The 16,598-nt window shown below is 56.0% G+C and carries 14 protein-coding genes; all 14 read left to right on the forward strand.

The genetic code is table 11. The features are described 5' to 3' along the window. Positions 1-876: 876 nt before the first annotated feature. Positions 877-2,388: a sugar transferase gene (locus DFR67_RS04370; protein ID WP_110468184.1), complete on the forward strand. Its 1,512-nt coding sequence runs from the start codon at positions 877-879 to the stop codon at positions 2,386-2,388. Between the two features lie 4 nt (positions 2,389-2,392). Further along, positions 2,393-2,935: an arsenate reductase/protein-tyrosine-phosphatase family protein gene (locus DFR67_RS04375; RefSeq protein ID WP_281268308.1), complete on the forward strand. Its 543-nt coding sequence runs from the start codon at positions 2,393-2,395 to the stop codon at positions 2,933-2,935. A 9-nt stretch (positions 2,936-2,944) separates the two neighbouring features. Next, positions 2,945-4,267, forward strand: a complete 1,323-nt coding sequence (locus DFR67_RS04380) for a UDP-glucose dehydrogenase family protein (RefSeq protein ID WP_110468186.1) — start codon at positions 2,945-2,947, stop codon at positions 4,265-4,267. Positions 4,268-4,391: 124 nt separating this feature from the next. After that, complete coding sequence (locus tag DFR67_RS04385; protein WP_110468187.1) at positions 4,392-5,714, forward strand: lipopolysaccharide biosynthesis protein; 1,323 nt, start codon at positions 4,392-4,394, stop codon at positions 5,712-5,714. Next, a complete protein-coding gene (locus tag DFR67_RS04390) occupies positions 5,644-6,690 on the forward strand; it encodes a nitroreductase family protein (RefSeq protein ID WP_158539891.1) in 1,047 nt (348 codons plus the stop codon). Before DFR67_RS04385 ends, DFR67_RS04390 begins: the two co-directional genes overlap by 71 nt. Further along, on the forward strand, positions 6,681-7,829 hold the full coding sequence (locus DFR67_RS04395) for a polysaccharide pyruvyl transferase family protein (RefSeq protein WP_110468189.1): 1,149 nt from the start codon (positions 6,681-6,683) through the stop codon (positions 7,827-7,829). The genes DFR67_RS04390 and DFR67_RS04395 overlap by 10 nt, the downstream gene beginning before the upstream one ends. Then, positions 7,808-8,632 carry a glycosyltransferase family 2 protein gene (locus DFR67_RS04400; RefSeq protein WP_146240364.1) on the forward strand — a complete coding sequence of 275 codons (825 nt, stop codon included), beginning with the start codon at positions 7,808-7,810 and terminating at the stop codon, positions 8,630-8,632. Before DFR67_RS04395 ends, DFR67_RS04400 begins: the two co-directional genes overlap by 22 nt. Before the next feature lie 131 nt (positions 8,633-8,763). Further along, on the forward strand, positions 8,764-9,273 hold the full coding sequence (locus tag DFR67_RS31540; protein ID WP_158539892.1) for a serine O-acetyltransferase: 510 nt from the start codon (positions 8,764-8,766) through the stop codon (positions 9,271-9,273). Between the two features lie 61 nt (positions 9,274-9,334). Beyond that, on the forward strand, positions 9,335-10,042 hold the full coding sequence (locus tag DFR67_RS04410; RefSeq protein WP_281268309.1) for a WecB/TagA/CpsF family glycosyltransferase: 708 nt from the start codon (positions 9,335-9,337) through the stop codon (positions 10,040-10,042). Then, positions 10,043-11,194 carry a glycosyltransferase family 4 protein gene (locus DFR67_RS04415; protein WP_110468193.1) on the forward strand — a complete coding sequence of 384 codons (1,152 nt, stop codon included), beginning with the start codon at positions 10,043-10,045 and terminating at the stop codon, positions 11,192-11,194. 225 nt (positions 11,195-11,419) lie between these two features. Continuing rightward, positions 11,420-12,640 (forward strand): O-antigen ligase family protein, encoded by a 1,221-nt coding sequence (locus DFR67_RS04420; RefSeq protein WP_158539893.1) that lies wholly within the window; start codon positions 11,420-11,422, stop codon positions 12,638-12,640. Between the two features lie 151 nt (positions 12,641-12,791). Then, positions 12,792-13,814: a GDP-mannose 4,6-dehydratase gene (gmd, locus tag DFR67_RS04425; protein WP_110468195.1), complete on the forward strand. Its 1,023-nt coding sequence runs from the start codon at positions 12,792-12,794 to the stop codon at positions 13,812-13,814. A gap of 7 nt (positions 13,815-13,821) precedes the next feature. Beyond that, entirely contained in the window at positions 13,822-14,790 is a 969-nt protein-coding gene (locus DFR67_RS04430) for a GDP-L-fucose synthase family protein (RefSeq protein ID WP_110468196.1), read from the forward strand. A 275-nt stretch (positions 14,791-15,065) separates the two neighbouring features. Continuing rightward, a complete protein-coding gene (locus DFR67_RS04435) occupies positions 15,066-16,562 on the forward strand; it encodes a tyrosine-protein kinase domain-containing protein (protein ID WP_158539894.1) in 1,497 nt (498 codons plus the stop codon). Positions 16,563-16,598 lie beyond the last annotated feature (36 nt).

Below are 16,598 nucleotides of genomic sequence, written 5' to 3' on the forward strand. Positions count from 1 at the left end.
GCGATCGAGCGAAGGTTGCCGAGGGCGAAGGGCCGTCGGTAGGCCTTGCGCTCGTGTCACCCCGAACCAATTTAAAAGCAACGATTGCCACATGGCCCGAGTGGACACGTTGGCCGGTCGGGATACTCCGCTCACCAGCGATCGAGCCTATGCACAGCTCGCACGAGTCGATTGCGCTCGAGTTTGAACACGGTGACGATCAGATCTGTCATTCGGATGGACATAAGCTAGGGTATGGGTTATAAATGATCGTGACGATCATCCGCGAGCGTCGAAACGGAGCGCTTCGAGTGCCGCGTGCTGGGCGTGGCAAGTTCCAGGTGCCTTAGGCGTCGGCGGGGAATATGCGTTTTGAACGTGAGTCGTCGTAGTAGCTAATTTTTGGTGGCGAGCTGTTGCTGGCTCGAAGCAGGGGGCTGTTTAGCGCCTGTGCGTAATACGCTACAACCCTGAATCCGAATTGAAATCTGGCCGAAACTCTTGCCAAACCTCGACGGGTCAAACATTCGGACCCCTCTTAGGCCGCTTCGGCGATTTCGGACCCAGATCTCCGCTCCTGCAACGTAAAACAATAAAACGATCAGGACGTCTGTCGCCATGAACGCTGACACCTGCGCCGTCTGAAGTGACTTAAATCACTACACAATAATTAAGGTTATGTAATGCTATGATTGACAAATATCATTCACCCAGTTAGGTCGCGAAATGACTTCGAGGGCGCTAGTCTTCCCATATTCGGCTAATCGAAACTGACTTATACAGGGACGCGGCCACTTCAATTTGGATTGAGTTCGATGCTTCACTTGGCGCTGGGGCCGGGGGTTGGCCGTCGCTTGAGAACGAGCGCCAGTCGCCTGAGGTGTCCGGGAGGAACAGATGACACGCAGTACTAGAACTGTGAGCACTGACTGGCGCATCCCGCCGCAGTCGCCGCCGACAGCCGTGCGTCCCAGAATCAAAACCTGGGCGGACACGTATGTCAGTCGAGTCCAAGCCTTGGATGCGCTGGTCATCTTCGCTGCCGTTCTGGGCGCTCAGCAGATCCGCTTTGGGTTCCCGTCAGTGCTTGATCCCATCGGCAGGTTCAATACCCCCGGCGTCGTTGTGTCCGGCGTGTTCGTTGTCGCATGGATAGTCGCGCTGCGCGTCGTGCAGAGCACAGACAAGCGCATAGTTGGGTCTGGTCCCGAAGAGTACAGCCGTATCGTCCGCGCATCGTTCGCTGTTTTTGGATTGCTCGCCATTGTCGATCTCCTGTTCAAGTGGGATGTCGCCCGGGGTTTGCTGGCGATCGCACTGCCGGCAGGAACCCTCGGTCTGCTGCTGGCACGCTGGTGCTGGCGGTGGAATCTTGCTCGCGGACGCCATAATCGCCGGAACCTGAATCAAGTACTTGTAGTCGGAAGTCCAACCTCCGCAGCCCCATTGATTACTCATCTGGACCGAAACCCGGGTCTTGGGCTAGAAGTTGTTGGACTCTGTGTGCCTCCAGGGCACCCGGCGCGCCATCGTGATGTCGTGGCTATCGGGGACAGAAGCCTGACCGTTTTTGGTGACTGCAGCGATGCCAGGGACGGAGTCGAGAAGTCGGGAGCCACCGCGGTTGCAGTTACCTGCGCCGAGACACTGGGGCACTCCGTGATGCGTGAATTGTCCTGGGATCTGGAGGGCATGCACGTCGACATGCTCATCGCGCCAGGCGTCGCGGACGTGGCAGGTCCGCGTATGATGGTTCGGCCGGTTGCAGGCCTTCCTCTTCTTCACATAGACAAGCCTCGGTACGAAGGTGCGAACAAGTTCCTGAAGGCTGCCTTCGACCGCCTCGGGGCCGCCGTGATCTTACTACTCGTCACACCGGTATTTGTTGCGTGCGCATTCGCCGTGAAGTTCGGATCACGAGGGCCGATCTTCTACCGCGCCGAGCGTATCGGCCTAAACAACGAGCCGTTCCAGATGTGGAAGTTCCGCACGATGATCGATGGCGCCGACAAGCAGAAGTTGGCGCTCGCACAAATGAACGAGGGTGCGGGCGTTCTCTTCAAGATGCGGGACGACCCACGGATCACTCCTGTCGGAAAATTCATGCGTAGGTACAGCTTTGACGAACTTCCCCAACTTTTCAACGTTCTCGGTGGGTCTATGAGCTTGGTCGGTCCACGCCCGCCTTTGCGCAGTGAAGTAGAGCAGTACAGCGGTCTGGTTACGCGGCGAATGCTCGTCCGTCCAGGGATTACCGGCCTTTGGCAGGTTTCGGGCAGGTCAGATCTCAGCTGGGACGAGTCAGTTCGGCTCGACCTCTCTTATGTCGAGAACTGGTCAATCATGCAGGACGCCATGATACTTTGGCGAACCTTCAAGGCTGTTGTGCGGAGCGACGGTGCCTACTGACACGATGAGAGTGTTATTCGTCTGCACCGGTAACATCTGCCGGTCTCCTGTGGCCGACCGAACGCTGCAGCAGGAGAGCCATCAGTTGGGCTTGCAGCTCATATTGAGTAGCGCCGGCACGCGCGCGCTCAACGGCAAACCGATGCATCCTGAAAGCACGCGCGTGCTCAACGAGCGCTCCCTCGACCCAGTAAACTTCTCGAGTCGACTCCTCAACCCAGCCTTGGTCAATGAAGCCCAAATGGTCTTGGGTCTGACACGACATCATCGGGCAGCGGCGCGTCAGATGTCGCCTACGCGGTGGCGGCGAATGTTTGCTACCCGTGAGGTCCCAGACGATGATCCATCTGATACCGAACCTAACCGGACTACCGTGCGATCCAATGATCCCACTGATGCCCGTCTCGACATCGAAGATCCGATCGGCCGGCCGGGTGGAGTCTTCGATCGCATCGAATCTGATATCGAAGAGTCCATGAACGGACTTATCTTGTGGATCAAGCACCAGCTGAAGATCTGGGCCTCCGTCGAACAAGTAACTAAGTAGGAGAAGGCCATGCGTATGACCGTTCTGGGAACCGGCTATCTGGGTGCGACCCACGCGGCTTGCATGGCCGACTTGGGCCATGAGGTTCTCGGCGTTGACGTCGACCCCTCCAAGCTCGCCAAGCTGGAGGCCGGGGAAGTTCCCTTCTATGAGCCGGGGTTGCAGGAAGTCCTGAAGCGAAACATTGATCAAGGGCGCCTGAAATTTACTGATTCTTACGCAGAGGCCGCCGACTTCGCAGATGTGCATTTCCTGGCGGTCGGAACGCCGCAGAAACGCGGTGAGTACGCTGCAGACCTCTCATACGTTGACAGTGTGGTCGAAGGCATCAGCGGATTGATCAGTCGTCCATCGATAATATTCGGAAAGTCGACCGTTCCGGTAGGAACCGCGGAGCGCCTCGGTCGCCGGGCACGCGAGCTGGCGCGCGACGGAGTCGAGATCGAGGTGGCGTGGAATCCCGAATTCTTGCGCGAGGGACATGCAGTCGACGACACACTGCGGCCAGACCGGCTGGTAATCGGCGTCGACTCGTCGCAACCCACCCGGGCGGAAGAAGTTGCGCGCGAGATATATTCGGACGCAATAGCGAACGGCACTCCGATCGTCATCACTAACCTGGCGACTGCTGAACTTGTAAAGGCGTCGGCTAACGCCTTCTTGGCGACGAAGATTTCGTTCATCAACGCGATCGCAGAGGTCTGCGAAGCGGCGGGGGGCGATGTGACGGAGCTGGCAGATGCAATCGGTTACGACGATCGAATCGGACGAAAGTTCTTGAATGCGGGGATTGGATTCGGTGGCGGATGTCTGCCAAAGGACATTAGAGCATTTATGGCTCGCGCCGGAGAACTTGGCGCCAACGAGGCGTTAAGCTTCTTGCGCGAGGTTGACCAGATTAACATGAGGCGCAGGGCCCGAATGGTCGAAATGGCCAGAGAGGCCTGTGGCGGCACGTTGTTGGGCTCGAGAATCGGTATTCTCGGTGCATCGTTTAAGCCCGATTCCGACGACGTACGCGATTCGCCCGCGTTGAATGTCGCAGGTCAAATCCAGCTAAACGGGGCCGCTGTCAGCGTCTATGACCCGAAGGCCATGGAAAACTCACGCAGGCTTTTTCCTACACTGGATTACGCAGCAAGCGCATTCGACGCGTGCCAGTCTGCTGACGTAGTTCTCGTTCTTACTGAATGGCAAGAGTTTATTCGGCTCGACCCAAAGCAACTGAGCGAAACTGTACGAAGCCGTAAGGTAATTGATGGAAGAAACTGCTTAGACTTCGATAGATGGCGAGCAGCGGGATGGAACTGTCGTTCGCTAGGACGTCCGTGATAGGCCCCGCCAGCGGTGGTGAAGTTTGATTGCGAATGACGTGCCCCCACGCAGTCAACACCAACGCCGGACATTGAAGGTTGGAGGCAGCACGGCTGTACTGTCGGCGTCAAACGTGTTGAGAATGACCAGTCTTCTCGCTGCGACAATTTTGCTTGGTCGTAGTGCAGGCCCCGCAAGTCTCGGAGACCTGTCGTTGGTTCTCGCCACAGTTGCGATCCTCCAAGCTGTCTCCATCGGAGGTATTTCGGGAGCCGCTCTGCACAAAATGGTAGTGCACGCAGGGGACAGGACCCACCTTGTACGGACAATAGTTGCAGCGCGCCTTTTGCTTGTACCTGCGACATTTTTAATTGCCGTATTGGTCCTCGTAGTACTACTAGGCCGTGGTCCAATATTCGCGGCGGCCTTAGGCGCTGCGATATGTGGTTATGGTATCGGCGCATTTGACGTGGCGGAGATATACAGAAATAGTAAATCGCAATATTCATTGATCGCCGGTCGAAGGTCGCTGCTGGTTGCACTTCTCTTTCCGGTGAAGTGCCTTGCAGCCTGGAAAGGTAGCCTTGAGGGCGTCCTGATAGTCCAAGGTGTCGAAGCCGCCATGTGGCAAGTTGTACTTTTGCCACGTTTCGTGGAGGTATGGTCTGTCCTAATACAATCACTAAGTCAACTTCGGGCGGGTGCCGCCGAGGTGTGGGAATTGCGAAGTCTATGGTTGTCCGGGATTACAGCGGTCCTGTCGACGAGATCCGACATCTATGTAATCGCGACACTGGTCGGTGTTGCTCAACTGGGTCAGTACACAACCGCCAGCCGCTTTGTCGAGGCAGCCTCTATCGTCGCCGTTGCGGTGACGACGGTTGTATTTAATGATCTGGCACGATCTGCGAACCTGGGGTCAAACTATGCCAAAACTAGCAGGTCAGCGGCTAGGCAGGTTCTGGGTCTCTCCACCTCGCTGACTGTACTGCTAGCGATTGCTGGCCCATTTTTGATTGAACTCTTATACGGTGATGCCTTCAAAGAAGCTGCGCAATTGGTGCCGCTATACGCCATAACGTTGATTCCTTTGTTCCAGCGTCAGCTCATCAGCAAGATTCTCGTTGTAGAGAAGCGCTACACGCTAAGTCTCTTCAGTAACGTCGTAGGGCTCGGCTTGAATGTCGCCCTCAACTTAATACTGGTACCCCACCTCGAGCTATGGGGAGCAGTTTTGGCCGCGATTTTAAGTTATACGCTCACGATTCTCGTGGTCTTTCTGCCGACCGAACAAGGCCGCCGCATCTTGGCGATCTCAGTCTGGTCGATTGCGATGAGCGATGAACGGCTCACAAATATTTGCAACAAGGCCATCAAGGCAAGGAGGGAAAATGATGACGAAAGCGAAGTTGACGCGCCAAAAGCTGGGCGTGTGGAAGCGGGAAAACATCGCCGCGGCGTCTAGCTTCCTCCGGCGATGTATAGGCGCACGCGGATACTACCTCTTTTCGGGCGCTTTCAGCGACGAGCAGCGAGCAGTGTCGGCCGGGACTCGTATGCACTATGTCGGCGAGCGATCGAATACGCATCAGATGTTTTTGCGACGGTCGATACATAGGATCGAAAAGGGACTGTCGTCGTCGCCGATGCGCGAGACGTTCGCCGGTGACTACATCGTACGTACGGTCGGCACTTACTTCTCTTTGAGTCAACCTACTGGTGCTCTAAAATCGGAAGTTGACGAAGGCGAAATACGTTGGGCCGGAGACGTGCTCGATCAGTTCTTCTCCGCAACAGCGTCTTCGAATCACCCCGAAATCCTCAAGGCCCGGGCGATCTGGTCAAGGAGTGAAGTTTGCGACGAGAGGCTCGTACCATTCGCCCATTCGCGGCTTTCCGGCAGCGCTGAAAGCTTCGAAGGTCTCGCCCGACTTAGCAGCCATAGACGGTCTGTACGGCTGTTCGACCAGCGCCCTGTACCGAGACCTACCGTGGAGCAGGCGGTGACAGTCGGACTACAAGCACCGAGCGCATGCAATCGGCAGAGCCTTCGGGTGGTACTCGTTGACGATCCTGAATTGCGCGAGAAGGTTGCTAGTGTTCCCATGGGCACTGCGGGATTCGCATCGCAGATACCCTTGATTGCGGTAGTTATCGGCCAGCACCGCGGATATGAGCACGAACGTGATCGTCATGCGGTCTATGTAGATGGTGGGCTGTTCTCTATGGGTTTTGTGCTTGCCCTTGAAGGTCTTGGTCTCAATAGTTGCTGTATCAACTGGCCAGACCTCCGCGAGAAGCACCGGCAAATGGAAACTTTGGTCAGTCTTGCCGAAGACGAACGAGTGGTTATGCTAATCGCGATTGGATACGGGAAACAGAGTCAGTTGGTCCCTCGGAGCAAAAAGCGCGACGTAAAGGCGGTCGCTCAATGGCTATAGCAGGAAACGTCTTGATAACCGGTGCAGAAGTTGGACGAGTCGATCGCGGGAATCGCGGTGCTGAACAGCTATTGGCAACTGCGGCGACTCGGGCCCAGGGAGCTGGCTTTCGACCAACTGTTGCGTTCGGCAAGGTCGACGGCGCACTTCGGTCATCGCTGAACTTAAAAAGCTACGTCGGAAATCCCCGAGCCCAGATTCTCGACAGAATCACGCCGAGCCTTGACGTGCTCGGGTATACGTCGATAAAGGCGCTGGATGGCGTCCTCGACGCGTCGGGGTACGCCCTGGGAGACCCCTGGGGCGCACATACCGCCACTTGGATCGCAAAAAAGTATGATCAGTGGAGCCGGGTCGGGGTCCCGATCGTCGCTTTACCTCAAGCGTACGGACCTTTCGAGAATCGCGCGGTTGCCGAAGCGTCGCGAAATGCACTGGAGAGATGCAGTCTGGTTTTCGCGCGCGAGAAGACGTCATACGAGCATCTGCTGGCCCTTGGAATCCATCCAAGCATGTGTCGTATCGCGCCCGACATCACGTTAGGCGAGCATCGCAAGTCCACGTCCGGCAGAAGCAATCGGTTGGTGATCGTTCCGAACTGGAACCTTAGGGAGCGAGTTGGCGGCGACGGCTACGTCTCATCGTTGCGGGATATCGCGGAGTGGGCCCAGGGTTCAGGCATGGAAGTCGCCGGCCTACTCCACGAAGGGCCTAAGGACCTTGCCATCCTTGAGGAGCTATCCGACCTGCTTGACGGAGGTATCTACTCCGAGCTTACCGGCTGGAGCGTGAAAGACTTCCTTGCGAGTTCCACCGTTGTGGTCTCTGGCCGCTACCACGCTGTTGCTGCCTGTTTAACCTCGCGGACTCCGGTAGTTGTTCACTCTTGGTCGCACAAGTACAAAGAGCTACTGGCGCTGTACGACCTGGTCGGCTGTATGGCTGACCCAACTGATAGCTCCAACACGATCTCGAAGATAGAGTCGGCGACGTCTACCCATCATGGAGACAGCAGAGTTTCGTCGCAACAGGAACATATCGATCGCAGTGTCGAGGCGATGTGGCACAACGTGTTCTCCATTTTAGACCAAAAAAGGTCTAATCCGCGGGTGACCAATTGGAAGTTGAGTTCGTCATGATTAAAGTGTCGGTGGTCATGGCAACCTTCAACGATGAGTCAACAATCCGTGAATCCATCGAGTCAGTTCTTCGACAAACATTCGAACACTGGGAACTACTAGTCGTGGACGACGGTTCGTCGGATACGACCGCCTCGATAGTTGAGCGTATTGCAGCTAAGGACGCGCGGGTGCGCCTCATCCAAATGTCGCGCAATGGGGGTTCCGGAGCGGCGCGAAATGAAGGAATAAGAGTCGCTTCGGGAACCTACATCGCAGTTCTCGACGCCGACGATCTTGCGCTCGAGGATCGTTTAAGCGTCCAAGTCGACGTAATGGAAAGCAACCCCGACCTCGTAGCGGTAGCTTCGCAAATTGCGGAGTTTGGCCCCTGGGGCGGCCCGGTAGTGTCTGCGTGGTCAACAGAAGATAGCGCAGTCCAGCGCCGCCAGTTCGAATACAAGATGCCCATTCCGCATCCGTCCACCATGTTCCGTGCTGAGACGATTAAATCGGTCGGCGGCTACGACGAAAACTGCCGCCGTGCCCAAGATTTCGCACTCTTCCTCAAGTTGCGCGATCTGCGGGTTCGTTGTCTTCCAGAGGTGTTGGTTCATTACCGGACTGATCGACCCGTCTCGTTCAAGTATGTGCGCCGGAACCAGCAGTATGCCGACCTGGCCATGACACGGCATCGACTAAGCCTCATGGGGCACGATGAAGCGGACATACCCACAGAGCCAAGATGGAGCGCCGCGACTGAAATCCGTGCTCTCAAAAGCTGGCTGGTGCGGTCTACTCGAGAAAGGTTGTCGCACCGATGATAGAAAATGACACCGAGCGCTGGCCCTCCCTTGCGAATCTTCGAACGTACTTGACCGCGGACATGCGTGCGAACCCCCGGGACCCCAAAGCTCAGATCGTGCTAATTGGATTACGATTTTGCCAGGTTGCGATGGGTAAACCGACCCGCATCCGACCAATCTCTTATCCACTTGTTTTCGCATATCGCGTTCTTACAGAATTCTTTCTGGGCATTGAACTGCGTCCGAAAACCCGGATTGGTCCGGGTCTGTCCATATATCACGGCTATGGTCTCGTTGTTAACGATCACTGCGTACTCGGTAAGAACGTTGTCCTGAGAAACGGAGTCACAATTGGCCACCGTATCGCTGGAGGCGGAGTTCCAACCATCGGTGACTCGGTCGAGGTAGGCGCGGGTGCCATTGTGTTAGGCGAAATTAGTATAGGTGATGGAGCTCGTATAGGTGCTGGGTCCGTTGTTCTGGCCTCAGTCAATGCGAATTGCGCAGTGGCGGGAAACCCGGCGCGGGCTATCAATACGATGAAAGCAGATACACACGCTGTGGCGTCCTCCGTGACAAACAAGAATGATGTGGGAGGAAGTCATACGCCGTTGGCAGACGCTAGGTCAGTGCAGAGGGTTGACGATACTCATGAGTGAGAAGCGTCCAAGGAACTCCAACAGTGTTCGTGTCGGCACAGTTCCCTTCGAGATCACCTCCATGTCAAGCGCAGTGAGTACAGTACTTGACGCCGGAGCGCGCGGGGAATCGATTCCGGTTAGATTATCCAACGCGTATTGCGTTGCACTTGCGTCCGCGGACCAAGATTATCGGGCACTACTAAACGCCGGAGGGATAAACTTCCCCGATGGCACCCCGGTTGTATGGGTTATGCGAGCAAAGCTACGCAAGGGATATGGTGCTCTTCGAGCGGGGCGAGTTCGCGGCCCAACGTTCTTCACGGAGGTTCTGCGCGCTACCCCTGCGGCCGGACTTTCTAACTATTTCTTGGGAACAACATCCACGACGCTAGAAAAGTTGGAACGGGCGTTGACCGTAAAGATTCCTGAGTTGCGGATCGCGGGAAAGCACGCGCCTGCGTTCGGTCCACTAAACGAAGATTTCTATGATCGGGCATGTGAAGAAATACTGCAGTCTGGGGCGGATCTGGTCTGGGTAGCATTGGGAACCCCAAAACAGGACTTTGTGGCGACAGAATTGGCGAGGCGTACAGGGGTGCCCTGTATCGGCGTGGGCGCGGCCTTCGACTTCGTTGCTGGCACTGTTCGGGAGGCCCCTGTTTGGGTGCAGTCAACCGGTTTGGAGTGGCTCTATCGTCTGTGCAGCGAACCCCGCAGGTTGTGGCGTCGCTACCTATTCGGGAACTTCCGGTTTCTGTATTCCGTCCTTGCAGAATCGAGGAATTAGATGCGAATTGCGGTAGTGCACAGTTTCTATTCCGAAGCCTCTCCTAGCGGCGAGAACGTTACCGTGCGCATCCAGGTGGATGCACTATCCCGCGCTGGGCACGACGTTGTTCTGATCTCTCGATCAACGGACGCGCTCAGTGCGAGTAAGACCTACTCGGTCAGAGCGGCGACCACGGCCGCGGGGATTGGTGGGGATTCCCCCGAGAGTGACCTAGAAAGATTCCGACCAGATGTTATCCACGTTCACAACCTCTTCCCTAACTGGGGCGCCAAATGGATGGCCGCGCGGTCGGATCGTATAGTGGCGACGATGCACAACTATCGTCCGGTGTGCGCGAAAGCAGTAATGTGGCGTGACGGTTCAGACTGCTCGGATTGCTTGAAATCTGGTTCAGTCAACGCGCTCAAACATCGTTGCTACCGCGGATCTGTGGCAGCGACGCTGCCGCTCGCATGGAGTACGCGGGGCGCGGGGCGGCATTCGCCCGTTCTGCGAAACTCCAAGCTGTTGGTGACATTGAACGACAGAGCTAAGGAAGTGTACGAATCGATTGTTCCGGACAAAGACATTCGGACGATACCCAATTTCGCAAACGAGGGCGTGGGTTGTGATGTTTCTCCAGGTGAATCCTTCACCTATGTGGGCCGGCTCACCGAGGAAAAGGGATTTGCATGGTTGGCTGAGCATTGGCCGCGGTCGAAGCAACTGAGGATCGTCGGTGATGGACCTCTTCGCGACCGCGCCTTGCGGTTGGCCTCTGATCGGCCGGATACGTTCACTTATGTCGGTCGAGTCGATCCAGAGGAAGCCCGTAGCGAATTAGCCAGTGCCAAAGCCTTGATTCTCCCGAGCATGTGGTCAGAAGGTATACCGACGGTCGCGCTCGAAGCGCTCCAAGCAGGCACGCCGATCTTAGTTTCGGATCGGTGTGCCTCTGCCGTGTCTCTGACCCATAGGGGTGCTGGTGTCATTTTCGATGTCGGAAACGGGGCTAGTTCACTAGAGGCTGCGATTCGGGCTATCGAATCTGACTCCGGGATAAGGAGCGCAGCGCGAGCATTATATGTCAGTAGTTTCTCTGAGAAGTCTTGGCTTTCGGACATTGAGGAGGCGTACTCGGATGTCATCGCTTGTGTACCGATGCCCTGAAAAGATAGTTCGTTTGTTGTCGCGGAACTTATGTGGCCGCTGTTGTGCACGTTTCGACAAATCAACCGATTGGAGAGTGCAATGACGAAGTCCGGATATGGACGCTTGCAGTCGGTGGAGGGCGGCCTTCGCGATACTTCTAAACCTCGTCTCCAGGACTCGGTGTCCGGCCGGCACTCGGCTAGGGTTCCGGTGTTAGACCGGGCGCCCAGGATGCCACTCGTCGTGTCGATAGCCGTTTTGTGGGCGCTCTCCGTCGACACCTTGACAATGGTCGATCTCGGCCCGCTCAGTCTGTCTGGTTTGGCAACTCTGGGAGTCTCTGTCGCGCTGCTGGTGGTGAGCATCGGTGTGTATCTTGTACGCGACGATATCCCGCCGATCGGTTTCTCTTACCGATTCGAACCGTATCTAGCTGACAGGTATCACGGCTCAAAACTGCCCTGGCCGTTTGTTGTATTCCTAACTGTGACGGCGTGTGGTCTTGTACTGGCACCATCGCCTGATGGATTGCAAAACCTCGCGGTCTACGCAATGTTCGGACTTGCTATCCCCGTCGCAGCGGCGTACTGCTCGGCAGGAAGCGCCGACCGCACTTTGTTGTGGCTCCGAAACGCTGGACTGGTTGTCGGCGGGGTGACAGCAGCGCAGTCAATAACGGGTGTTGACGTGTACGGCCCCAGATCGGCGGCGCTAGTCTTGGTTGTTTGTATTGCCGTGACTCTGGCCAGGCCAAAAGTTTCTCTATTCGATTGGGTTCTCCCTCTGTTGCTGTTCGTATCCTGCGCTCTGACTTTGTCTCGTACTGCGCTTTTTGTGGCCGCGATTCTTTTCCCCATTTCTTTGTTGTTCACCGCGGGCAGGAACGGGCTTGTCAAGCTTGTTGCCGTAGCAGTTCCGGTTTACACTATTATGTATTTTCTTGTGACAAACTGGGCGCCTCTGCGAAATCGATTCACAGAAGGCGACTCGGCTTATGCGGTTGGAGGTATTGATTTAAATACTTCCGGTCGCGCAGTCCTGTGGCGGATGACGATCGACTCGTGGCGAGAGTCCCCGCTATTCGGCCAAGGTGCGGGTTCGGCGTCGGCCATGATATCTAGTAGATTTTCGAATAAGATTAGCCACCCACATAATGACTATCTACGCATTCTGCACGACTTTGGCATAGTGGGTTTCATTCCTTTTGTCATAGCCCTTGTATGGCTAGTTGCCCTGGTGACAAAGAGGGCGCGAACGCTCCGTCATCCGATACACCGTGGAGCCGCTCTCGCTATCATCGCCGTGGTGATTATCGCTTTAACCGATAATGTTTTCGTCTATCCCTTCGTGATGCTCCCGGTTGGTGTACTTGTTGGCTTGTCGCTCGCGTACACGCTCCGAGGCTCCGTTGGCCGGCAGCGTGCAGTTGCTGTCGCTGAGACCGGCAAGTGGGGCAGCGGGTAGTAGAAGCGATGAACATTTCCCGCTCGTCGAATTTTCAAGGTAGGTGAGCCGGGCAATTAAGAGTTACAGTTTGGTAGATCGTTTTTCCTGGATTACTCGAGACAGATCTCAACATTTTTCCGAGCATTCGTCACTCGCGTTAGGGTTCCACATGAAAAAGGCTTTGATTACCGGAATAACAGGACAGGATGGCTCTTACTTGGCCGAACTCCTCCTACAGAAGGGATATGAAGTCCACGGCGTGATACGGCGCTCCTCGAGCTTCAATACGTCGAGGATTGACCATCTTTACGTTGATCCGCATGAACCTGATGCGAAGCTGTTCTTGCACTATGGCGACTTGAGTGATGGGGCTCGGCTGGTGACCTTGGTTTCTTCGATTCGTCCTGATGAGATCTACAACCTTGCCGCCCAGTCACACGTCAGGGTGAGTTTCGACGAACCTGAGCACACCGGTGATACGACCGGGGTCGGTTCGATTAGGCTTCTAGAGGCGGTTAGGCAGGCGGGCGTTGATTGCCGCTTTTATCAAGCGTCTAGCTCGGAGATGTTCGGAGCATCGCCTCCTCCACAGGACGAGGACACGCTATTTTATCCGAGGTCGCCATACGGTGCCGCTAAGGTCTACTCCTACTGGGTCACGCGAAATTATCGTGAGGCCTACGGGTTGTTTACGGTGAACGGAATTCTATTCAATCATGAGTCTCCTCGCCGAGGCGAAACCTTTGTTACACGGAAGATTACTCGTGCGGTGGCACGAATAAAGGCCGGAGCTCAATCGCACTTGTACATGGGAAACCTGGATGCTGTACGGGATTGGGGCTACGCGCCTGAATACGTCGAGGGGATGTGGCGAATGTTGCAGGCGGATTCGCCGGACGACTATGTGCTAGCGACTGGCGGGAGCTACAGTGTTCGGGACTTTCTTCAGACTGCCTTCGAACACGTTGATTTGGACTGGCAGGAATTCGTGAAGTTCGATGATCGTTACCTGCGTCCGACGGAAGTTGATTCATTGATTGGTGACGCAAGTAAGGCTGAGAGACTCCTCGGCTGGAAGCCTGCGGTGCACGCGCCTGAACTGGCGCGGATTATGGTTGACGCAGACATCAAGGCATTCGATTGTGAAGGATCCTCTTGGATCGACAGTCCTGCCGTGGCGTCCTGGAGATGAGTGAAGAATGAGTGATTCTTACTTACCGAAACCTCTCGATCGATCCGAAATTGTCTACATCGCGGGACATCGCGGGCTTGTGGGTTCGGCGCTTTGGAGGCACTTCGAGTCTCAGGGTTTTTCGAATCTAGTTGGCAGATCTCGTTCTGAGCTGGATCTGTTGGATAGACCGGCGGTTTTTGGCTTCCTTGAGCATACTAAACCGGGAGTTGTGGTTGTTGCTGCAGCAAAAGTAGGCGGGATACTTGCAAACTCGACATATCCGGCTGACTTCTTGTCAGAGAACTTGCAAATACAGGTCAACCTCCTCGATGCCGCACTCGCGGCCAGGGTCCCACGCCTCCTGTTTCTAGGGTCTTCCTGTATTTACCCGAAGTTTGCGGCGCAGCCCATTTCGGAGAGCGCGTTGCTTACCGGTCGGCTAGAGCCGACAAACGATGCGTATGCGATTGCAAAGATTGCTGGGATACTGCAAGTGCAGTCAGTTCGTCGTCAGCACAATCTTCCCTGGATCTCGGCAATGCCCACCAATCTGTACGGGCCTGGCGACAACTTCTCGCCCACTGGGTCACACGTGCTACCCGCACTGATGATGCGTTATAGCGACGCTGTTCGAACTGGTAGCACAAACGTCACCAACTGGGGGAGTGGGTCGCCCCGTCGCGAGTTCCTCCATGTCGACGATATGGCGTCCGCTTGCCTCCACCTGTTGGAAAAGTTCGACGGTCCAACGCAAGTTAATGTGGGTACAGGCGAAGACCAGACTATTGCGGAAATAGCAAACGTGGTTGCTGATGCGGTCGGCTACAGTGGCGGAACAACTTGGGATTCATCAAAGCCGGACGGTACGCCGCAGAAGTTGCTAGACGTTTCGACATTGCGTTCGTCTGGGTGGTCACCTTCAATCTCGTTGGCAGATGGAATTGCTTCAACGGTTGCGTGGTATCAGGCGAATTCGGATAGCGTCAGGGCTTAGGCGTAAATTCTCACAGCGGTGTTGGTCGGAAGAGGGCGACAAGCATGGGTGGCGTTCCGCTGTGGGTTTTGAGAATGTGAATGTTTGTTTGTCCAGCCGAGGGCAAAATCAACCCTCCGGAGTGCGAGTCTAGCCGGCGGGCGATAGTATTCGACGAGAGAGATTGCTGAGGCCAAGCGGCGTGTCGCGGCATGACCCTATGCGCTCAGTGTTCATGTTTCGGACGCTTGAAATGACATCCTTTAATTGGGCCGGGGACTATGGAGACGAGATTGATGACGCAACGTCAGCAAAAGATTGAGGAAGTAGGCCGCGACTCGCTTCGCAAGGTACTGGATGTCGTGAAGTCGGGCTGGTTGGTGATCGTGCTCGCAGCTCTCGCGTGTGGAGCGATCGGGTTTCTTTATAGTGCTCTCCAGTCGCCCACATACAGATCAACCGCGACTCTGTACGTAACCTCGGGGACGGATGACAATGTCCAATCCGCATACCAAGGTTCGCTTGCATCTCAACAGAGGGTGAGTTCGTACACGTGGCTGGTCAACTCTGACGCGGTTCTGATCGATGCGTTGGAAGCGTCTGGATTGGACATCACCTTGTCCAGCGCTAAAGCGGCGGTTAGTGCTTCGACCACGCCAGAGACTGTGCTGTTGAACATTTCAGCTGAGGGCACTGACAGGGATCAGACCGCAGCACTGGTGAATAGTGTGTCCGCGTCGATGGCCGACTATGTAACTGGGCTCGAGACTCCGACGGGAGGCGGAGCACCACTGGCGAAGCTGACGATCGTGACTCCGGCGAACGCGGATGCAGGTCCGGTGGCGCCGTCAACCACGCGAAATACTGCGCTGGCGCTTCTCGCGGGTCTACTGATTGGGTTGGCTGTCGTGTTCGTGCGCGACCGATTGAACAACAAGGTTCGGGGCGAGCAAGACCTCGCCATCTTGGCGGACGCGCCTGTGCTTGCTGCAGTGCCCTCCGACGACCTCTTGAAGAAGCAGGGGCTCATCGACTTCAGTACCGGTGCCACCCTGGCTGCGGAGGCATACCGGAAACTCCGCACCAACCTGTCTTTCACTAGTGTCGACAAGCCGTCCCGCCGAATCATCGTCACCAGCGCGTTGGCCGCTGAAGGCAAGACCACAACAGCGATGAACCTGGCTGCGGCGCTGGCTGAAACCGGCAAACGCGTGGTGTTGGTCGATGCAGATCTTCGGCGACCACAGGTCTACCACCGCACGGGAGGCATGGGTGACGTCGGTTTCACCAACTACTTGAAGGGTGACGGATCTATGGCGGATCTGTTGCAACCAAGTGAGGTGAAGGGCCTCCAGATCCTTGCGAGTGGCCCGCAGCCGCCGAATCCGGCCGAATTGCTTGGATCTAAGAAGGCTGGTCAAGGTATCGACAACCTCTCAGCGATGTTCGACTACGTCATTATCGATTCTCCGCCCCTACTGCCTGTAACCGATGCAGCGGTGTTGGCGCAGTGGGCTGACGGTGTCTTGCTTGTCGCCAGAGCGAATCAAACTCGTCTGCCTGATGTCGCCGCGGCAGTGGAACAGCTGAGAGCTGTGCAAGCAGATCTTGTGGGCGTCGTCCTAACCGACGTACCGACCCGCGGCGGGGCCTACAAGTACGGGTACTACTACACGTCATCGGACGTCATGAAGAAGCCGGGATTCTTCAGCCGGTTCGGTAAGAAGAAGATTCACCAGCATCAGAACATCGAGTCAGCTCTCGAGCCGGCATCCACCATTGAAGTTAGGTGATATTGCGCCTCGACCCAAGTGAGGAGGGGCCCCCGT

The sequence above is a fragment of the Williamsia limnetica genome (assembly GCF_003217475.1).
Classification (GTDB): domain Bacteria; phylum Actinomycetota; class Actinomycetes; order Mycobacteriales; family Mycobacteriaceae; genus Williamsia; species Williamsia limnetica.